The 20,478-nt window shown below is 55.0% G+C and carries 21 protein-coding genes; 4 read left to right on the forward strand and 17 right to left on the reverse strand.

The window, feature by feature from the left end:
* Nucleotides 1–90: 90 nt before the first annotated feature.
* The 6 genes from infB to pip all read right to left on the reverse strand — a co-directional run bounded on the left by infB (nt 91) and on the right by pip (nt 7,447).
* Nucleotides 91–2,592, reverse strand: a complete 2,502-nt coding sequence (infB, locus tag AB1F12_RS16430) for a translation initiation factor IF-2 (protein WP_368185505.1) — start codon at nt 2,590–2,592, stop codon at nt 91–93.
* 6 nt (nt 2,593–2,598) lie between these two features.
* Nucleotides 2,599–3,216 carry an RNA-binding protein gene (locus AB1F12_RS16435; protein ID WP_368185507.1) on the reverse strand — a complete coding sequence of 206 codons (618 nt, stop codon included), beginning with the start codon at nt 3,214–3,216 and terminating at the stop codon, nt 2,599–2,601.
* A gap of 21 nt (nt 3,217–3,237) precedes the next feature.
* Nucleotides 3,238–4,854 carry a transcription termination factor NusA gene (gene nusA / locus AB1F12_RS16440; RefSeq protein WP_368185509.1) on the reverse strand — a complete coding sequence of 539 codons (1,617 nt, stop codon included), beginning with the start codon at nt 4,852–4,854 and terminating at the stop codon, nt 3,238–3,240.
* Entirely contained in the window at nt 4,854–5,447 is a 594-nt protein-coding gene (rimP, locus tag AB1F12_RS16445; protein ID WP_368185511.1) for a ribosome maturation factor RimP, read from the reverse strand. The genes nusA and rimP overlap by 1 nt, the downstream gene beginning before the upstream one ends.
* Before the next feature lie 145 nt (nt 5,448–5,592).
* Nucleotides 5,593–6,456, reverse strand: coding sequence for an ABC transporter substrate-binding protein (locus tag AB1F12_RS16450; protein WP_368185513.1), 864 nt, complete (start codon nt 6,454–6,456; stop codon nt 5,593–5,595).
* Nucleotide 6,457: 1 nt separating this feature from the next.
* Nucleotides 6,458–7,447, reverse strand: coding sequence for a prolyl aminopeptidase (gene pip / locus AB1F12_RS16455; protein ID WP_368185514.1), 990 nt, complete (start codon nt 7,445–7,447; stop codon nt 6,458–6,460).
* A gap of 64 nt (nt 7,448–7,511) precedes the next feature.
* Here pip and ubiG point away from each other — a divergent pair, with 64 nt between their 5' ends.
* Nucleotides 7,512–8,255, forward strand: coding sequence for a bifunctional 2-polyprenyl-6-hydroxyphenol methylase/3-demethylubiquinol 3-O-methyltransferase UbiG (gene ubiG / locus AB1F12_RS16460; RefSeq protein WP_368185516.1), 744 nt, complete (start codon nt 7,512–7,514; stop codon nt 8,253–8,255).
* Here ubiG and AB1F12_RS16465 read toward each other — a convergent pair.
* Genes AB1F12_RS16465 through AB1F12_RS16485 form a run of 5 tightly spaced genes read right to left on the reverse strand, consistent with a single transcriptional unit; the run spans nt 8,252 to nt 11,311 of the window.
* Nucleotides 8,252–9,034 (reverse strand): GNAT family N-acetyltransferase, encoded by a 783-nt coding sequence (locus tag AB1F12_RS16465; protein ID WP_368185518.1) that lies wholly within the window; start codon nt 9,032–9,034, stop codon nt 8,252–8,254. The two genes, ubiG and AB1F12_RS16465, sit on opposite strands and share 4 nt — an antisense overlap.
* The gene (locus tag AB1F12_RS16470) at nt 9,031–9,474 is read right to left on the reverse strand and encodes a MarR family winged helix-turn-helix transcriptional regulator (protein ID WP_368185520.1); all 444 of its coding nucleotides are present in this window, start codon (nt 9,472–9,474) and stop codon (nt 9,031–9,033) included. The genes AB1F12_RS16465 and AB1F12_RS16470 overlap by 4 nt, the downstream gene beginning before the upstream one ends.
* Nucleotides 9,458–10,306, reverse strand: a complete 849-nt coding sequence (locus AB1F12_RS16475) for a carbon-nitrogen hydrolase family protein (RefSeq protein ID WP_368185522.1) — start codon at nt 10,304–10,306, stop codon at nt 9,458–9,460. Before AB1F12_RS16475 ends, AB1F12_RS16470 begins: the two co-directional genes overlap by 17 nt.
* Entirely contained in the window at nt 10,303–10,560 is a 258-nt protein-coding gene (gene grxC / locus AB1F12_RS16480) for a glutaredoxin 3 (protein WP_368185524.1), read from the reverse strand. Before grxC ends, AB1F12_RS16475 begins: the two co-directional genes overlap by 4 nt.
* A 34-nt stretch (nt 10,561–10,594) precedes the next feature.
* Nucleotides 10,595–11,311, reverse strand: coding sequence for a ComF family protein (locus tag AB1F12_RS16485; protein WP_368185526.1), 717 nt, complete (start codon nt 11,309–11,311; stop codon nt 10,595–10,597).
* A 22-nt stretch (nt 11,312–11,333) separates the two neighbouring features.
* Between AB1F12_RS16485 and AB1F12_RS16490 the strand changes: the two genes are divergently transcribed.
* Complete coding sequence (locus AB1F12_RS16490) at nt 11,334–12,164, forward strand: methyltransferase domain-containing protein (RefSeq protein ID WP_368185528.1); 831 nt, start codon at nt 11,334–11,336, stop codon at nt 12,162–12,164.
* A 51-nt stretch (nt 12,165–12,215) separates the two neighbouring features.
* Entirely contained in the window at nt 12,216–13,259 is a 1,044-nt protein-coding gene (gene hemH / locus AB1F12_RS16495) for a ferrochelatase (RefSeq protein ID WP_368185530.1), read from the forward strand.
* 100 nt (nt 13,260–13,359) lie between these two features.
* Here hemH and AB1F12_RS16500 read toward each other — a convergent pair whose 3' ends face one another.
* Together AB1F12_RS16500 and AB1F12_RS16505 are read right to left on the reverse strand one after the other, a co-directional pair.
* Complete coding sequence (locus tag AB1F12_RS16500; RefSeq protein WP_368185531.1) at nt 13,360–13,557, reverse strand: hypothetical protein; 198 nt, start codon at nt 13,555–13,557, stop codon at nt 13,360–13,362.
* A gap of 151 nt (nt 13,558–13,708) precedes the next feature.
* Entirely contained in the window at nt 13,709–14,305 is a 597-nt protein-coding gene (locus AB1F12_RS16505) for a L,D-transpeptidase (protein WP_368185533.1), read from the reverse strand.
* Between the two features lie 172 nt (nt 14,306–14,477).
* Here AB1F12_RS16505 and AB1F12_RS16510 point away from each other — a divergent pair, with 172 nt between their 5' ends.
* The gene (locus tag AB1F12_RS16510; protein ID WP_368185534.1) at nt 14,478–14,987 is read left to right on the forward strand and encodes a CAP domain-containing protein; all 510 of its coding nucleotides are present in this window, start codon (nt 14,478–14,480) and stop codon (nt 14,985–14,987) included.
* A gap of 3 nt (nt 14,988–14,990) precedes the next feature.
* Here the strand turns inward: AB1F12_RS16510 and AB1F12_RS16515 are convergent, their stop codons facing one another.
* The 4 genes from AB1F12_RS16515 to AB1F12_RS16530 all read right to left on the reverse strand — a co-directional run bounded on the left by AB1F12_RS16515 (nt 14,991) and on the right by AB1F12_RS16530 (nt 20,464).
* A complete protein-coding gene (locus AB1F12_RS16515) occupies nt 14,991–15,494 on the reverse strand; it encodes a murein L,D-transpeptidase family protein (RefSeq protein WP_368185535.1) in 504 nt (167 codons plus the stop codon).
* Nucleotides 15,495–15,569: 75 nt separating this feature from the next.
* The gene (locus AB1F12_RS16520; protein WP_368185537.1) at nt 15,570–16,766 is read right to left on the reverse strand and encodes a class I SAM-dependent RNA methyltransferase; all 1,197 of its coding nucleotides are present in this window, start codon (nt 16,764–16,766) and stop codon (nt 15,570–15,572) included.
* Nucleotides 16,767–18,623, reverse strand: coding sequence for an ABC transporter ATP-binding protein (locus AB1F12_RS16525; RefSeq protein ID WP_368185538.1), 1,857 nt, complete (start codon nt 18,621–18,623; stop codon nt 16,767–16,769).
* Nucleotides 18,620–20,464 (reverse strand): ABC transporter ATP-binding protein, encoded by a 1,845-nt coding sequence (locus tag AB1F12_RS16530; RefSeq protein ID WP_368185540.1) that lies wholly within the window; start codon nt 20,462–20,464, stop codon nt 18,620–18,622. Before AB1F12_RS16530 ends, AB1F12_RS16525 begins: the two co-directional genes overlap by 4 nt.
* Nucleotides 20,465–20,478: the final 14 nt, after the last annotated feature.

A 20,478-nucleotide genomic window follows, 5' to 3' on the forward strand; every position in this document is an offset into this window, starting at 1 on the left:
CGAACAACACTCAGTTCAAATCACATGGTTAAAATGAAAAGGACGACCCGTTTGGGCCGTCCTTTTTTGTTTCGATAATCGGCGTGACCTTTAGAGGTTCCGCTCGACCTCTTCGCGTTCAAAGATTTCGATCACGTCATTTGGACGGATATCATCGTAGGATTCAAACGCCATGCCGCATTCCTGACCGGACTGCACTTCGGCCACTTCGTCTTTGAAACGTTTCAAAGTTTTCAGCGTGCCTTCGTGGATCACAACGTTGTCGCGCAGCAAACGCACGCCGGCAGAACGACGTGCAACGCCTTCTGTGACGATACAACCTGCAACTTTGCCGATGCCGGTCACTTTGAACACTTCTTTGATATTCGCATATCCGATGAAGTTTTCGCGGATTTCGGCGGACAACAGACCAGAGGCCGCGGCTTTCACATCGTCGACCAGATCGTAGATCACCGAATAATACCGGATTTCCACGCCCTTTTGGTTGGCTGAGTTCCGCGCGGGCGAATTGGCACGCACGTTAAAGCCAAACACAGGGGCGCCGGATGCTTCGGCCAGCCCAACGTCACTTTCGGTAATCGCGCCCACACCGGAATGCAGAACCCGAACCCGAACTTCGTCATTGCCGATTTTTTCCATCGCCTGAACGATCGCTTCTGCGGACCCTTGCACGTCAGCTTTGACCACAACGGGCAATTCTGACACGTTTTCGTCTGCTTTGGCGGTCGCCATCAGCTGTTCAAGGGTTGTCGCAGCGCCAGCGGCGGCACGTTTATCCTTGGCAGCATTTGCACGATATTCGGCGATCTCACGCGCCTGAGCTTCGCTCTCAACCACGTTCAGAACGTCGCCCGCTTCGGGTGTGCCGTTCAGGCCAAGAACCTCAACAGGAACCGACGGACCGGCCTCTTTGACGCGGTCACCTTTGTCGTCAACCAGCGCACGGACCTTACCGTATTGTTCGCCGACAACAAAAATGTCGCCCTGTTTCAGCGTCCCGTTTTGGACCAAAACCGTGGCAACAGGACCGCGACCCACATCAAGCTGGGCCTCGATCACCGCACCAGAAGCCGCCCGATTTGGGTTGGCTTTCAGTTCAAGGATTTCGGACTGAAGCGCAATCGCTTCGAGCAATTCATCCAGACCCTGACCAGAAATCGCAGACACTTCAACGTCTTGTGTTTCACCAGACATTTTTTCAACGATCACTTCGTGTTGAAGCAGATCTGTCCGCACCTTGTCAGGATTGGCTTCTGGTTTATCACATTTGTTGATCGCAACGATCATGGGCACTTCGGCCGCCTTGGCGTGGGCAATCGCTTCGATTGTTTGCGGCATAACCGCATCATCCGCTGCAACCACCAGAACCACGATATCCGTAACCTGCGCACCACGTGACCGCATCGACGTAAACGCCGCGTGACCCGGAGTATCAAGGAAGCTCAGCACGGTGCCGGATTCTGTCGTGACCTGATAGGCCCCGATATGCTGCGTAATCCCACCGGCTTCGCCAGCGGTCACACGTGCATTCCGGATCGCATCCAGAATGGATGTTTTACCGTGGTCAACGTGCCCCATGATCGTAATGACCGGAGGCCGCGAGATCAGATCTTCTTCTTTGTCTTCGATGGTATCGATCACGTCTTCGACGTCAGCATCCGAAACACGAACCACTTTGTGGCCGAACTCTTCGATCACCAATTCCGCCGTATCCGCGTCAATGGTTTGCGTCTGCGTCGCCATAATCCCGTTTTGCATCAGGGATTTAACAACATCTGCAACACGTTCGGCCATCCGGTTGGCCAATTCACCTACGGTGATGGCTTCGGGCAACTGAACGTCACGGATAACCTTTTCGCGTTCAACAGTGCCACCCATGGCTTTTTGCCGGGCGCGTTCCTGTTTCCGCTTCATCGCAGCCATAGATTTCTGACGGCCGCCCGCATTGCCAGACAGCGCCTGGTTCAGCGTCAGCTTGCCAGAACGGCGCGCATCATCGTTGCTTTTCTTGTTGCGGTTCTGACGGTCATCACCCCGATTGTCGCGTTCGTTGCGACGTGGCGTTGCAGCAGGTGACCGGAAATTCGGGGACCGCTCTTCGCCAGCTTTTGGTGCAGCCGCAGCAGCAGGCGCAGCTTTGGGGGCAGCCGCCGCTTTACGCGCCGCTTCTGCCTCTTCTTGCTTCTTGCGCTCTTCAGCTTCCGCTTTGGCCTTGGCGCGTTCGGCACGTTCTGCCTCTTCGCGTTCCTTGGCTTCAATTTCTTCGCGGCGACGCTTGCGCTCTTCTTCGCGGGCCTTTTCTTCGGCGGCGCGGCGCGCTGTGTCTTCTGCTTCGCGTGCCTTAGCGGCCTGAAGCGCCTTCATCCGGCGATCAAGTTCCGCATCCGAAATGCCTGCAGGACGTCGTGACGGATCACCGCCAGCCGTGCCACCGCCACCGGATTTGTTTGGTCCCGGCTTTGGAACAACCACCCGCTTACGCTTGGTTTCCACCACAACGTTTTTGGTCCGGCCATGGCTAAAGCTTTGCTTTACGTTCGCCGGACGGGAGCCGCGTAGTCCAAGTGGTTTTTTGCCGTCGTTATCGCTCATCTAGCTTTAGTCCTTTCCGGAGGCCGAGTTGCCACCGTTATCCGCGCGCATACCTTTAAGCTTCGTGGCTTCCTCTACAACACGATTGCTGAGTCCACCAGTGGCGAGCGCGCCATGTATCACAGTTTGTCGTCCGAATGCCAAACCCAATTCCAAGGTTGTCAGACAATCGAAGTATCTTGCCCCTTCGGGCGTCCAAAGTTTGGACTTGCCGCGTTCAGATCCATCAGAGGATTGAAGCAGCACCCTGATTGGTCTGTCAGACAACCAGGACTTAACTTTTTCAAAGCCCGCAACGGCCAATCCGGCCTTGCGTGCCAAGGCAATCATATCGGTCACACGACGGACCAATTGGCGTTCGACTTCGTCCACCAACCCGTCTGGCACAGTCACGGGCATCTTAGCGGATCGGGCAAATTGCCCTTTTCCGGCCTTTTCCAACACGTCGCGTTCTGCGGTTACCCACATGCCGCGACCGGGCAACTTACCCATAATATCGGGTACAACCACACCATCGGGCGACACAACAAATCGGATCAGACCCGATTGCGGCTGTGCTTCGCCAGTGACGATGCACTTGCGTTCGGGTTCGTCCCGATCTTTTCGTTGCCCACCGCGTGCCATTCGCGTGCTCCTGAGGCCTAATTAGGCCTCAGCCTCCGCGTCTGTTTCGCCATCTTCTTCTTCGATTTCAGGCTCCAGCTCGGCGGGATCAACCCAACCCAACTGAATACGCGCGGTCATCACCATGTTTTGGGCTTCTTCGAGGCTGACCTCGAATTTTTCCAGAACACCGTCATCTTTGACGCGCTCGCCATCCACGGTTGTCCAGCCACCGGCCAGCTCCCAATCCGCACAAGTCGCGAAATCTTCTAGTGTTTTCACACCATCTTCGGCCAGCGCTTCTACCATTTGGGGTGTCAGACCCTCAAATTCAACAAGGCTGTCTTCGACGCCCAACGCACGCGCGGCTTCCAACGCTTTTTTGTTCTGTGCTTCTAGGTAATCGCGGGCACGGGCCTGCAATTCCTGTGCGGTATCGTCGTCGATGCCGTCGATAACCAGCAATTCGTCCAGCTCAACATAGGCGACTTCTTCGAGGTTGGTGAACCCTTCCGAAACCAGCAATTGCGCAAAGAATTCGTCCAGATCCAGCGTGTCCATGAACAGCTTGGTACGGACTTCGAATTCGGCCTGACGACGTTTGGAATCTTCTTCCTCGGTCATGATGTCGATGTCCAGCGCAGTCAGCTGAGACGCCAGGCGCACGTTTTGACCACGGCGGCCAATCGCAAGGCTCAGTTGCTCTTCGGGAACAACAACTTCGATCTTGCCGGCGTCTTCGTCCAGAACAACCTTGCTAACCTCAGCGGGCTGCAACGCGTTCACAAGGAAGGTTGGCATATCTTCATTCCAAGGAATGATGTCGATTTTTTCGCCCTGCAATTCGTTCACAACTGCCTGAACCCGCGAACCACGCATCCCGACACAAGCCCCAACCGGATCGATCGACCCGTCATAGGAAATCACCGCGATTTTGGCGCGTGAACCGGGGTCACGGGCAACAGCTTTGATCTCGATGATGCCGTCATAGATTTCCGGCACTTCCATTTTGAACAGCTCAGCCATGAATTCGGGCGCGGTGCGGCTCAAGAAAATCTGTGGGCCACGCTGTTCGCGACGCACGTCTTTGATGTAGCAGCGCACACGGTCATTCGGGCGATAGCTTTCGCGGCCGATTTTTTCGTTGCGACGCAGTACAGCTTCGCCCGCGCCCACATCGACGATCACGTTGCCATATTCTTCGCGTTTCACAACGGCGTTGATGATGGTGCCGGCGCGATCTTTGAACTCTTCGTACTGACGATCACGCTCCGCTTCGCGTACTTTTTGCAGGATCACCTGTTTGGCGGATTGGGCTGCAATACGGCCCATTTCAACCGGCGGGATCTCTTCCACGAACTCTTCCCCGATTGCGGGGTTGGTCATGTATTCTTTGGCTTGCTCCAGTGTGAACTCAGCCTGGTAGTTTTCCAGCTCAGCCTCTTCGACGACGGTCCGGACACGTGTGAACGTGGCCTTGCCGGTTTTGCGGTCGATATGAACACGGATGTCCATTTCGGCGCCGTACCGGGATTTGGCCGCCCGCGCGAGCGATTCTTCCATTGCTTCGACAACCAGACCGGGGTCGATCATCTTTTCCCGCGCGACGGCTTCGGCGGTTTGCAACAGTTCCAACTGGTTGGCAGACGTAATGGCCATCAGTCTTTCTCCTCTTCAGAACCGTCCAGCACGGTCTCAACTTCGTCAAATTGGGTTTCGTCGATTTGGCCCGCATCTTTGCGGCCCTTCAACACTTCGCGGATCAGTTCATCTGTCAGCACCAATTTGGCATCAGACAACCAATCAAATTTCAAACCAATGGTCACATCCTGACCCTGATCTTCGATTTCGATCAACACATCATCGCCTTCGGTCCCGGCCAGATTGCCTTTGAAACGGCGGCGACCATCGATCAATTCAGATGTTTCGATTTTAGCAACATAGCCGTCCCACCGGTCAAAGTCTTTGAGCCGTGTCAAAGGGCGATCAATGCCGGGGCTCGAAACTTCGAGTGTGTAAGCTTCGATAATCGGGTCTTCGACGTCCAGCACTGCGGAAATTTCAGTTGAAATCTTAGCGCAATCGTCCACTTCGATGGACCCATCGGGGCGTTGCGCCATGATCTGTAGGATCGGCGCTGTTCCGCCCTGCAACCGCACGCGCACCAATTCATACCCCATGTCTTCGATGACAGGGGTGATGATTTCGGCAACGCGACGATCCATGGCCGCTTTGGCAATCAGGTCTGACATTACTTGGTCCTTCGCCCAAAGTCTGGGCACAAAAAAACGGGCGCGCGGCCCGTCGATCTTTCTCGGTGGTGCGGTAGGTTTGGACCCCAGCGCGCCGCTGTTGAAAGGGGATATAGAACCAAACGCGCCCAGAGGCAAGGCCTGATCAGGCCCGCCACCAACGTTGTGTAAACCGCGCATTGTCCATGGGCCAGTTTTGGCCGGTCCGCGCAGGGGTCGAAATGCGTGACGACGTAGCAAATGATCCATCGGGGGCCACGAACATATCCGCATTTGAGGCCAGCAATCGTTGCGCATGGGCATCCGGTGCATCAATGGCATCCACACGCCCCGACCGCAGCGCGGCCAGACGGTTGGCCGAAACATCAATGTTCAGAAGTTCCACTTCGTCAAACCACCCGGCACGTTCCGATTTCCAGTGGATGTCGACACGACGCGCCAACATATGACCCTGCGAAAAGCGGCCCAATTGGTACAGGCCTGTACCTACGCCGTTATGGCTGATGAACAGATCAGGGTGTGACAGGCGGTATGGCAGATTGGCATCCCCCGCCCGTAATGTCAGGCCCACAATATGAAGCCCCTGCTGGGTCACCGCATCCACATCGCCCAGCAATCCCGTCAAATGCGGGGCCAATCCGTCGATGATATGTGCGGATGTCAGGGGCGTACCGTCATGAAATTGCACGTCTTGGCGCAATGTCACTGTCCACTGCGTGGCGTCGGCGTTTGGTTCCCACTGCGTGGCCAATTCACCGGTGAGCGTCCCATCGGCCCCCACTTCGGTCAACGTATCAAAAATCGCGCCTTGTGCTGTGCGCAGGAACATACCCTGTGCGCCGCCCGCCGCGCTGTGATCCAATACGCCATCCGTGCCTGACAATCCCGCAACCAACCGGCCGCCGCGTTTGCCCAGCGCCTGTGCAGGCAATCCCGTCGCCGCAACCATCGCGGCCGCCAGACCCGATGTCAGCAGCCGTCGACGTGACCTGAGACGCACATTTGACACGTTAGAACCCGATCCTTTCGCGGTTTTCAGCCAGTAAATCCATTGACCGCACAAGTTCAGCAGAGATTCCCGGCTCTGACAAGGCATGACCCGCTTTGCCGATCATCCGCAAACGCGCCTTGGGCCAGGCTTGCGCCAGTTTATAGGCGCTTTCTGGGGGGCAAATCATGTCATAACGCCCCTGCACGATGATCGCGGGAATGTGTTTGATCCGGTGCATATTGTTCAGAATTTGCTGTTCTTCGGTCAGGAATCCCTGATTGACGAAATAGTGATTCTCTAGCCGGGAAAAGGCCCGCGCATATTCCGCAGGGGCCCCGCCCAATGCGCCGTTGTTTTCAATCGACGCCAATGCGTTTTCCCACATCGCCCAGGCTTGGGCATAGCGCACCTCTTGGACGTGATCACCGGAAAACAGCCGTTTGTGATAGGCGACGATCATGTCATCGCGTTCTTCGACCGGGATCAGATCAGCGAATTGCGCCCATAAATCCGGCCAGAACCGCCCCGCATGGCCGCCATAAAACCAATCCAGTTCGGGTTCCGTCATCAGGAAAACACCGCGCAGCACCATGGCCGCCACAGCATCAGGATGCGCCTGCCCATAGATCAGGGCCAATGTTGCACCCCATGATCCGCCAAACACAATCCAGCGATCAATGCCCAGCACATCGCGGATATGTTCAATATCAGCCACCAGATGCCATGTGGTATTTGCGTCCACGCTGGCATGGGGTCGTGATCGACCACAGCCACGTTGATCAAACAGGATCACACGATAAATTTCCGGATCAAAATAGCGCCGCATGGCCGGACTGCATCCGCCCCCCGGCCCACCATGCAGCACCACAACCGGGATCCCATCCCGCCGCCCGCATTGTTCCACATAGATACGATGCCCATCGCCAACATCCAGCATCCGCTGATCAAACGGATCAGTGGTTGGGAAAAGATGTGGCACCGCGCGCCTTTGTCCCGTGATTTTGTCCATCGACATCCTATATAGAGGCGCATAGGGCATCCTCATATGCAGACATGCCAGTTTGGAGAAGGTGATGCAAACAGCTGAACGCAGTGTCGATCCGGCCGAGGTCGCTAAATTCGAAGCAATGTCCGCCGAATGGTGGGATCTGGACGGTAAGTTTAAGCCGCTCCATATGCTGAACCCGTGTCGGTTGGATTACATCACCCGCCAGATCGCCGCGGAATTTGACCGCGACCTAAGCGATGACAAACCGTTCGCGGGCTTGCGTTTGCTGGATATCGGCTGTGGTGGTGGATTGCTGTGCGAACCTATGGCGCGACTGGGGGCCGATGTGATTGGCGTGGATGCGGCCGGTGGCAACATCCCTGTGGCGAAATTACACGCCGAACAATCCGGTCTGAATATCGATTACCGCCATATGACCGCCGAAACCCTGGTCGAACAAGGCGAAGAATTCGACATCGTTTTGAACATGGAAGTGATCGAACATGTGGCGGACCCGCAGGGGTTTATGACCACATCACAGCAATTGCTAAAAACCGGTGGTTTGCTGATTTGTTCGACGATCAACCGCAACGCCAAAAGCTTTGCCATGGCGATTGTGGGTGCGGAGTTTATCATGCGCTGGTTGCCCAAGGGCACCCATGAATGGAACAAATTCATCACCCCGGATGAATTGTTTGACCTGCTGCGCAATGCCGGAATGGATCCTGTGGATCGCAAAGGGTTTGTGTTCAATCCGCTGGGCTGGAGCTGGTCCATTTCGGATCGCGATCTAAGCGTGAACTACGTCACAACCAGCATCAAACCCTAAAGCGGGCCGCGAAATGCGCTGATCAGGTTTTCGCTGTGCTGAAATCCGGCCCGGCGATATAACCGTCCCGCCACGCTGTCGGCCATCGCGGAAATCACAGGCGTCGCCATTGGTGCACGGGCCTGCGCCCAATCCAAGGCCTTGCACAGCAATACCGAACAAATGCCACGTCCACGATAGGATTTATGGGTTTGCACCGATTGATAACGGATCACGTTCTGGTCGTGAAAAATTCCCATATCCCCAACCAATATTTCCCCCTCAAACGCACCAAACCACTGACCCAGCCCATCGGCGATTTGCAAGCGGCGGGTTTTGGATCGTTTGCGCAGATAATCCTTGGTGCCATCGGGGGAATAGCCTTCGTCCATCATCACATCAAATTGGATGTCTTCGGACTGATCCCAATCGCTGGTTTTTTCAAAGGCGCGGATCGTGATGCCATCTGGCACATTGGTGCGGTTTAGCGGGTTCGACAGGGTCAGAATATCTTCGCAATCAATGGTTAACCCAGCTTTTGCAAATCCATCGGGGATATCCTGCGCAGTCCATTGTGGCTGATCCCAACTGATGGTGACGTGATGCGCATCCGGAAACGCTGTTTGAAACATTTGCAGACAATCCTGAGGGTCAGCCGACATGTCCGACAGGATCAAACGGTTGCCGAACCAGAAATTGGGCTCATTGACGCTGCGCTGAACCAAGGCCGTGCCCTGCGGTTCAATCACGCTGAACCCGGTCATCACCAGCAAATCCGTCACAAGCCCGAGGGATTTCATTCCAGATCGCTCAGCTTGACCCGCAATTCACGTAGCACAGGCAGGGCGGCGCGGGCTTTTTCGGTGCCGATTTTGCGCACCGCATCACCGATGATCGGGGTCATTGCCGCCAGCGCCGCGTTGCGCGCCGACACCCCCGCCGGGCTGATCGCGACCATTTTGCGCCGTGCATCATCCCAATCAGGGCGAATGTGAATCCAGCCCGCAATTTCCAGTTTGCCCAACGTGTTGGTCATTGCCCCACGCGTCAGATGAAACGCCTTGGCCAATTGTGCGGGTGTGCGTTCCGCCTGAATATGCGCCAGATGGTTGAGAACTGAAAACTGAGACAGCTCCATCCCGCGTGGCAAAACCCGGGCAACCGCCGTGCGGGCCAACTGTTCCACCGTCAGGATTTCGCTAAACAGCGTCACAGCAAGGTCGTCAGTGTCCGAACTCATTCTTTGGGCCTTCAAAGTCACGATCATGGGTCAGGGCCGGAACCCTTGACCGTGCTTGTGCCACTTCATCCATGTTCAAATCAACATATGTGATGCAAGGATCTGACCCAGCGTCACATAATACCGCCCCCCAAGGTGAAATCGCCATGGAATGCCCATAGGTTTGGCGTCGCTTGCCTGACTGCGCATCATGGTGACCGGTTTGTGCGGCAGCCAGCACAAAACACCCTGTTTCTATCGCCCGCGCGCGCAGCAAAGGTTCCCAATGGGCGGCCCCCGTCACTGGCGAAAACGCCGCCGGAACCAGTAAAATCTGTGCGCCATTCTGGGCCAAGACCCGATGCAGATGCGGAAAACGAATGTCATAACAAATGGTCAAACCGATCCCGCCAAAGGGGGTCTGCGCAACAACAGCGTCATTGCCCGGCCGATACCCATCTGATTCGCGGAACGTTTCACTGGCGGAAACCGCCACATCAAACATGTGGATTTTGTCGTATGTCGCGGCGATTTTCCCGGTGGGGTCAATCAGAAACGATCGATTGGCAAAACGACCGTCGGGATCATCTGTTTTCAACGCCAGTGACCCAATCGCAATCCAAACGCCCAGCGCCCGGGCCTGATCGCGCATAGCCGCCAGCATAGGATCATCGTCCTGATGAGACAGAACTTGTTTCTGATGGGACCGACTAAGGCTGACGCAATTTGTCACCTCAGGCGTCAGGATAAACCCGGCCCCTTGTGCGGCGGCATCTTGAATCAAAGTTTGGACAACCCGGATATTTTCAGCCGGATTGTCACTTGATGTGATTTGCAGCAGCGCTGCCTTCACGCGGCCAACAGCGGATCAAGTTTGCCCGCCCGTTCCAGATCATAAAGATCGTCACAACCGCCAATATGCTGCCCATTGATAAAAATCTGCGGCACGGTGCGACCGCCATTGGCACGCTGGATCATCGTTGCCTTTTCACCGGGATTGCGTTGCACATCGGTTTCTTGAAATGACGCACCTTTGGAATCCAACAGCCGTTTAGCTGCGTGACAGAACCCACAAAGGGGCGAAGTGTAGATTTCGATCTGGGCCATCAGAGGCTCCTTTATATGTCGGGTCTCGACCTATTTAGGTATCTTTTGCCGCTCGGGCCAGTGTCAGAGTACACACTTGCGTGACCCCCGCGTGATGAAGCGCCTCGCAACAGGCCGCAAGCGTCGCACCGGTTGTCATCACATCATCCACCAACAATACCGATTTGTTGGCAATAGACGCCTTTGGATTGTTCGATATCGCCCCATCAAGAGCCGCAAATCGGGCGTCACGGCTAAACTTTTCCATTTTCTGGGTGCGTTTCACACGGATCAAGGCATCTGGCCGACATGGTAAATTCAACTGACGCGCAACAGACTGCGCCAACAGGGCCGCCTGATTATAACGTCGCCGAAACAGCCGGGTCCAATGCAATGGCACCGGCGCAACGATCATGTCGTCTGACAATAGCGGGCCGGCAACGCGCGCCATCCATACCCCCATCGGGCCGGATAAATCCGTGCGATCGCCGTGTTTCAGCGCCAATGTCAAATGCCGACCTTTGTCCTGATACAGCATCGCCGTGCGGCCTTTGTGCCAGGGGCGGGCGATCTGCATACATTCGTCACATAACACTTCGCTGTCTTCCTCTTCGCCCGGCAAAGGCGTGCCACAGGCATCACAAACCAGCCCCGTCACAAACGGGGTTTGCGCCCAACAGGATCCGCACAGCGCGAAATCCTCTTCGGTCAGAGTGTCACAAATCAGGCATTGCGCGGGATAGATCGCGCGGATCACACTTTGCAAAGCCATGGGTTTCTCCTACATGGGGTTTATGTCACAGCCGCCGCTATTAACTGACCAGATCGCCCTGACCCGCAATCGCCGCCGCGCCGCAGCCGCGCCCGCCCTGTTTTTGCAACAGGCCATGGCTGATGAAGTTCAGGAAAGACTCATCGAGGTTAACAGAACCTTTAGAAATCCCGCGATTGTGACGGGTTGGCCGGATTTGTGGGCTGATACCCTGCCCGAGGCCAAAATTATTGCTGACCAAGACGTTCTGGATTTGCAATCCGGCGCGCATGATCTGGTCATTCACGCGCTTGCGCTGCATTGGGCGAACGACCCTATCGGGCAGCTCATTCAATGTGCACGCGCGCTAAAACCCGATGGGTTGCTGATTGCCACGCTTTTTGGCGGGCAAACCTTAAACGAATTGCGCAGCGCCTTGGCGCAGGCAGAATCTGAATTAACGGGTGGGTTGTCACCCCGTGTTGTGCCGATGGCCGATATCCGCGATTTGGGCGCGCTGTTACAACGGGCCGGGCTAAACCTGCCTGTCGCGGATTCAAATCCGATCACTGTGACCTATGCCGATCCAATTGCGCTAATGCAGGATTTACGTGCCATGGGCGAAAATAACGCCCTGCATGGGCGTCTGCGTCAACCAACCCGTCGTGATGTATTTCTAAAGGCAAGCCAGATTTATCACGCGCAACATGCCCATCAGGATGGCCGCATTCCCGCGACGTTCGAAATTGTCACGCTTACTGGGTGGGCCCCGGATGACAGTCAGCCCAAACCCCTGCGTCCCGGATCAGCATCCCAACGTCTGGCCGATGCCTTATCGACGCAGGAACACCCTTTGGACCCGTCGGAACATTGACCAAATACGCGTAGGCGTTAAGTGCAACCACACGAACAACCGAGAGACCCAATGACCAAATCGCATCTGCCTGCCGATCATCCCGCTGTGAAACAACAAAAAATCGGCGTTTTGCTCGCCAATTTGGGTACGCCGGACGCAACTGATTATTGGTCAATGCGTCGTTATCTAAGCGAATTTCTGTCTGACAAACGTGTCATCGATTATTCGCGTCTGTTCTGGCAACCGCTGTTGCAGCTGGTGATCCTGTCCAAACGACCGTTCACATCTGGCGCGGCCTATCGCACGATCTGGAACAACGACGCTAATGAATCACCATTGATGACCATCACCAAGCAACAGACAGCGGCGATTGCAACACAAATGCAGGCTGACTTTGGGGATCAGGTGATGGTTGATTACTGCATGCGCTATGGCAATCCATCGACCCAATCTAGGGTTGATGCGATGATTGCGGCTGGCTGCACCAAAATCCTGTTTTTTCCGCTATATCCGCAATATGCGGGGGCCACATCAGCCACAGCAAATGACGCGTTTTTTAAGGCGTTGATGGATTTGAAAAACCGTTTGCAACCCGTCGCACGCGTGGTGCCGCCCTATTTCGATCAGCCCGCCTATATCGATGCATTGGCGCAATCCATTGAACGTAAATATGCAACCCTGGAAGAACGTCCCGACATTCTGGTGTGTTCTTATCACGGCCTGCCGCAGCGGTATTTGACCGAAGGCGATCCCTATCATTGCCAATGCCAGAAAACGACGCGCCTGCTAAAGGAACGTCTGGGCTGGGCCGACACTGAAATAATGACAACGTTCCAGTCTCAATTCGGGTCCGAAGAATGGTTGCAGCCCTACACCGTCGAAGAGGTCGCGCGCCAAGCCGCAGCAGACAATAAACGTCTGGCGATTTGCGCCCCTGCGTTTAGTGCCGATTGCATCGAAACGCTAGAAGAGATCAACGAAGAGATCCGCGAAAGTTTTGAACATGCGGGTGGGCAGAACTTTACCTATGTGCCCTGTCTGAATGACGATCCGGCCCATATTGCCGCGCTTTGCGGTGTGATCCAGCAGAACCTGATGGGCTGGCTGGACTAAGCCATCCGTTGATTTTTCGATCAGACAAAGAAAAAGGCAAGGCCGTAAAGCCTTGCCTCAAATTCAGATAATCCCACTGACGATTGTCAGCGAAGGATTATTAGGAACCGCCAGCGGCAGCAGCTGCGATCAGCGCAACCAGAATCGCAGGAACGATCAGGTTGGAGCTGGAAGAAGAAGCAGCAGGTGCTACGATGATTTCAGCAGGTGTTACGTCAACCATTGGCGCGGTGTCACCACCAGCAAAAGCAGTTGAAGCGGCGCCAGCGAATGCAACGGCAAGAACGATTTTTTTCATAGTATTCTCCAAAGACACGTCTACCGCCGGGGTTGGTTGAGGGTGGCAGCAGAATCCCAAGACTAAACCTTGTAGTGTTCGTGTAACCAGCAAACGACTGAAATGCAAAGGGCGTCAAGTGTTTTACCGGCGCTAAATTGCCGAATTGTGGTCAAATCAGCAACACTTGGGTCCCGACAGTCGCCAAACTGAACAATTCAGCGATGTGCTGATTATAGAGTCCAATGCAACCATTGGACGATCTGCGCCCAATTTTACGCGTGTCGTGGGTCCCGTGGATGCGATAATACTGCCATGACAGATACAGCGCGTGGGTTCCAAGCGGATTTTCAGGGCCGGGGCCAATAAATTCAGGCCATTCCGGGTTTCGTTGCCGCATTGCGGGTGTCGGACGCCATGATGGGCCCTCTACTTTGCGAATCACCTGGGTGCGGCCGCGACGTGTTAGATCCTCTGACAGGGGCACGCTGGACGGGTAAAGTTTGTAGACGCTTTCATCCGCCGACCAGTAATGCAGGGCCCGTGATTGCAGATCAACCAAAACAGCGCCACCAGCCAGTGTGTCGAAATAGGGACGCCAGTCCAATGTGCGGAAACTTGAAATATTCCGCTGAATTGTCTGAGAAATCTCGCCTTCGATCTCGGTCGAGTTTTCTGTCTGCGCCATGGCAGATCCACCGGCCAATGCCGCGGCCGAGGTTGCCATAAATCCCCGGCGACTAAATGTGTGTTTCGCTGTTTTCGTCATAACAAACTCCTTGCGCCGATGAATTGGGCGCGATTTGGGGCAATCTATGGCGCAAAGGTCTCAGTCGCAAATCAAAGCATCGTCATCTGGGCAAACTCACGCCGAAGTGGGTTTGAAAGGTCACGCACTTAGATATAAGCCAAAAACAGACTTTAACGAATTGGGTGGCGATATGTTACGCAGAAACTTTCTACTTGGGCTTTCCGCTGCTGCATTGGCAGCCTGTAACGCGCCTTCTGTTCCGGTGGGGCCAGATGGGCTTCCTTTGCCGCAATTATATCGAATTGCGCCCGGCGACACAGCGAACGTCCAGTTTCGCATGCTGGACGGGGTAAATGCCTTGCGGATCGCATCCGGACGTGGACCCGTTCAACTGAACGCACAGTTGAATGCCGCCGCAGCAACCCATTCCCGCGATATGAGCGTTCAAAACCGCCCATGGCATTTTGGATCTGATGCATCATCCCCGATCGATCGCGTCCGCCGCGTCGGCTATACTGGTGACCTACGTGGTGAAAATATTTCGGAAACCTATGAAAACGAAACCGAAACGCTGGCCGCATGGATGAACCTGCCTGAAACGCGCGATGTAATTTTGGACCCAAATGCCACGCAGATGGGGTTTGCCTGGTTTCAGGAACCGGCCGGCAAAATCTGGTGGACATTGGTGATGGGCAGCTAAGGATCAAGGATAGATTGCGATGATGGTTCCGTCCTGAACCATCGCGTAAATCTCTTCCATTTCGTCATTGGTGACGGCAATGCAACCTGCCGTCCAATCGACCATTCTAACCAAAGCGCTGGGTGTGCCGTGGATAAAAATGTCACCGCCGGGTGGCAGGCCAAGCACAGCTGCCGCAGACCGATCCTGTGTATTGGGATAAGAAATCCCTAACGACAGATGAAACCGAGAATTCGGATTACGACGGTCAATGCGATAGACACCTTCAGGCGTGCGCCCGTCGCCTTCGTGTTGTTTGTGCCCTGTTGGCTCAAATCCAAGCTCAAACCGGTACCGCTTCAACACTTCGGATCCGTGCATCAAATACATCATCCGCCGCTCTTTGTATAAAACAAGCGCGGTGACTTCGGGCCCCGAATAGGACCTGAATTTGGATTCCGTTTGGGTGCTTGCACAGCCCGTCAGGACAAGCGCAACCATCAGTAGAATAGAATGTACGAGTTTCATTTCTCTGCCCGAGTGCCCCGTTTGATTGATCGGGGCATATATCAAATTGGCGTTAAATCATAGCCCCAACACGGGTCACGACCGCGTGAAGGACGCCGCCAGTTCGACATGCGGGGACCACCTAAATTGATCGACAACCTTTATCCAATTGAGCGTATAGCCACCGTCCAGCAACACTTTGGCATCACGGGCAAATGTCACAGGATTACACGACACCATCGCCACAATCGGGATGTCACAATCGGCCAAACGGTCAACCTGCGCCTCTGCACCGGCACGCGGCGGGTCGATCACCGCGGCATTATATTTTTTCAGCTCGTCCACCTCTAGGGGGCGGCGAAACAGATCACGCGCTTCTGTTGTGACCTTCTTAAGCCCTTTTGCATGGCGCCATCCCGCATCCAATGCATCCAGCATCGGGCCAAACCCTTCGACGGCATGCACCTCTGCTTTGGCGGCCAAAGGCAGTGAAAATGTCCCGCACCCTGAAAACAGATCAACGATCTTTTTGGATTTTCCAACGGTTTCCTGCACCGCTTCTAGCAGCGCGCCTTCACCGTCGCGGGTCGCCTGTAAAAATGCGCTGGGGGGTGGGGCCACTTCGGCGCCACCAAAGACCTGAACCGGGGGCAAAATGGTCACCACAGGTTCATCTGCCCAAACCAAACGGGCCAATTTATGACGTTGGGCGAAATTGGCCAATTCAATCCGCAATTCGCCGGTCAGTTCCTTGTCCGTGCCCACATGCACATCCGGGCCGTTGGGCGTGTCAGTGACAGTCAATGCCACCTCGGATTTTCGGGTCGCGGCGATAATTGTCAGCTCTTCTAATGCGGGGATAACCGCAGCGATTTGCGACACCAGCAACATGCAATCGGGCACCGCGACGACCATGTCAGATCCACGGGCGTGAAACCCAACCAGCGCGCCCTTTTTGGTGCGACGGCCCGAAAATTTAGCCCGACGGCGGGATCGGGCGGGCGACGTGTGAATGCCGCGAATATCGGTTTCGATCCCATGCGCACGCAAAGCCGTTTCAACGATGCCCATTTTCCAACGCGACACCAATTCATCGGACCCGTGTTGCATCGCACAGCCACCACAGGATTTGAAATGTCGGCATGGCGCTGCCACACGATCCGCAGACGGCGTCAAAATCCGCGCCGATCCATCGGTCAACAGCTCAATCTCTTCGCCCGCCAGAACGCGGGTAACCAACGTGCCATCGGTCGCCCGACCCATGCCGTGATGTGTTAAACTTTCAATTTTCATCTATTCAGCTGCGTCCTGCGTGGCAATAAACCCACCCGATTGGCGGTTCCAATAGCGGGTATACAGCCCATTCGCCGCAAGCAAGTCCTCGTGGCGGCCTTCTTCGACAATGTGGCCCCGATCCAGCACGATTATGCGATCCATAGATGAAATCGTCGACAATCGGTGCGCAATCGCCACAACGGTTTTGCCTTGCATGGCATTTTTCAACGCGTCTTGGATGGCGGCCTCAACTTCGGAATCCAAGGCAGAGGTCGCTTCGTCCAGCACCAAAATTGGCGCATCCTTTAACATTGCCCGGGCCAGCGCGATCCGTTGGCGTTGCCCCCCTGACAATTTGACCCCACGTTCGCCCAAATGCGCATCCATTCCGATACGCCCGTTTTGGTCGCGCAGATCCTTGATAAAGTCATCTGCCTTGGCCCGTTTCACCGCATTCTCTATTTCGGCGTCGCTGGCATCGCTGCGTCCATAAATGATGTTGTCACGCGCAGATCGGTTAAACATCGCCGTTTCTTGGGTCACCATGCCGATTTTCTGACGCAGCGAATTTTGCGTGACCAAGGCGATGTTCTGACCATCGATGGCAACGTGGCCGTGTTCTGGGTCGTACAGCCGCAACAAAAGCGACGCCAATGTTGATTTCCCAGCACCAGACGCGCCGACAATACCCAGTTTTTCGCCCGGCTGAATAGTCAGCGACACTTTTTTGATGCCGCCCACATCAGACCCATAAGCAAAGGTCACATCGCGAAATTCGATTCCGCCCCGGGTCACGTCCAATTGCGTCGCGTTTTTTGCATCGACCAGTTCGTGCGGCGGGGTCAGACTGCGCAGCCCGTCTTCTATTTCGCCCAGCGCGCCATAGATCGACATCAATGTCCAACTGACAAAGCCGGTCATCTGGCTTAGTCGGATCGACATTGCGCCGATGGCCGCCAGATCACCTGAACTTGCCGCACCGGATTGCCATAACAGCAATCCCTGCCAAATCATCGCAACCGGCAGAATCCCCGCGATTGTTATCATTGCACCACGCATGCCAACGGCCATTTCGGCCCATGTGATCGCCGCATTTCGAAACGACATAGCGGCATCAACCGTGCCGCGATCTTCGTGGTCGTCACGCGCAAACAATTTGACCGTCTTGATGTTGGTCACAGTGTCAACAATCTGGCCCGTCACCGCGGCACGGGCATTTGCGCGGGTTTTGGACCGCGCACGCACACGCGGCAGGAAATACCGCAATGTCAGCAGATAAAGGACAATCCAAATCACCACCGTCACGCCCAGCTGCGCGGACACTGCCCCACTGAGCAAAACCATGCCCAGCGCGGATGAAAACGCAAAGACAATCACGTTGACCGCATCTGTGACCACTTGGGTTGTGGCCGATGCGGTCTGCATTTTCTTTTGCGCCAAACGCCCAGCAAAATCGTTGTCAAAGAACGTCACCGAATGGCCAGATGCGTATCTATTCAGGCGCAAAAGGACCTGATTGTGCAGATTTGGGGCCAGTGCGATGCTCTGCATGATCGACGCAGTGGTAAAGGCCAAAGGCCGCAGGACCATCACCAAAAACACCGCCGCAATGATCAGGCCCAGGTTTTGCGACCAAAACCCATCCGGTCCCATGGCTGTGGCATCAATTATGCGGCCCAGCGCGTACATCATCAACGATTCCGTCGCGCCGCCAAACATAAACCCAACACAAGCAAACGCCAGAACCAGCCAAAGCCCCTGCATCGACCATAGAATAAACGCAACCAGCGTGCGGGGTGGCGGCGTTTTCGCGGGTTGTTCAGGATCAGCTAAGTTTCCGGCCCATTTTGCAAACCGGCTTGCCTCAATACTCATTCCGCTTCCTCTTCGGCCCCTAAGAACCCGCCTGACTGACGGTTCCAGAACCCGGCATATTGCCCGTTCAACTGCAGCAATTCCTGATGGGTGCCTTGTTCAATGATGCGCCCTTGGTCCATGACAACGATCCGGTCCATACGGGCAATCGTCGACAACCGATGCGCAATCGCAATCACGGTTTTGCCCTCCATCAATCCATAAAGCGTGTCTTGAATGGCTGCTTCCACTTCGGAATCCAGCGCCGATGTCGCTTCGTCCAGTAACAAGATCGGGGCGTCTTTTAGTAACACACGCGCAATCGCGATCCGCTGGCGTTGCCCGCCCGACAGTTTGACACCCCGCTCACCGACCTGAGCGTCATAACCCCGACCGCCTTTGCTATCCTGAAGGGTCATGATGAAATCATGCGCCTCGGCCCGTTTGGCGGCGGCAATGATGTCGTCCTCGGTTGCATCTGGGCGGCCATACAAAATGTTCGCACGCACAGATCTATGCAGCAGCGAACTATCCTGTTGCACCATGCCAATTGCCAGTCTCAAACTGTCTTGGGTGATGTTGGATATATCGTGCCCATCGACCCTAATTCTGCCCGTTTCAGCGTCGTAGAACCGCAATAGCAGCTTAACAAGGGTCGATTTACCGGCACCCGACCGCCCGACCAAACCGACCTTTTCACCGGCGGCAATCGACAGGCTAATCTGATCCAAACCGCCTGTGCCTTTGCCATAATGATGTGACAATTGTTCAATCTCAATCGCACCGGGCCCCGCTGGCAAAGGCTGGGCACTGTTTTGATCCAACAGCGTGATGGGCTGCGAAATGGTTTCCATCCCTTCGGACACGATACCCAAATTCTGGAACAGATTTGTCACCGCCCACATGATCCACCCCGTCATCGCGTTTAGGCGCAAAGTCAGCGAAGTCGCAGCCGCAACGATCCCAACAGTCGCATTTCCGCCGAAATAGAGCCACATCGCCCACCCCACGACACCAAGGATCAAGAGCCCGTTCAAAAATACCAGAACCACATCCATGATCGTATAAAGCCGCATTTCCGCTTGGAATGTTGATCTCGTTTTTTCGATCGCTTCGCGTGCATAATCCAATTCTTGGTCATGATGGGCGAACATTTTGACAGAATGGATGTTGGAATAGCTGTCCACAACACGGCCCGTCACTTCGGATCGCGCATCGGACGCAGCCTTGGATGCAGGACCAACCCGTTTGATCGTCCACCGCATTAACAAAAAGTAAAACCCAAGCCAGATCATCATTGGGATCATCAAACGAGGGTCAGCACCCGCCAGCAAAACCGCTGCGCCGATGACGTAGGCTGTGGCAAAGGTCACCGCATCGAACAGCTGAAAAATCACCTCGCCTGCGGCGGGCGGCGTTTGCATAATCCGATTGGCAATGCGCCCGGCAAAATCCTCTTCGAACCACCCCACGGACTGACGCAGAACATGTTTATGCGCGCGCCAACGTACGATCGTGCCAAAATTCGGCAAAATCGCATTGTTCAGCAATCCCACATCGACGATTTGCAACAACGGGCGCAAAAACAGAATGAAAAGAGCCACCAGAATAAATTCTGTCCCGTGATTGGCCCAGATATTGCCGGGGTCCCCAACGGACAGCAGATCAACCATGCGGCCCAGATACCAAATCAGCCACAGCTCAACGCCGGCAACGATCACGGACATCACCCCGGTGGCCCAAAACACTTTGCGAAAGGGCTTCATGTAGCTGCGCAAAAATGGCCACAGCTTTTTGGGTGGTGAATCTATCGCTGAATAGTCTTCGAATGGGTCAATGAGGTTTTCAAAATACTTAAACACTGGAACGATCCTCT

Source organism: Aestuariibius sp. HNIBRBA575 (assembly GCF_040932005.1).
In the GTDB taxonomy this organism is placed as follows: domain Bacteria; phylum Pseudomonadota; class Alphaproteobacteria; order Rhodobacterales; family Rhodobacteraceae; genus CANLNM01.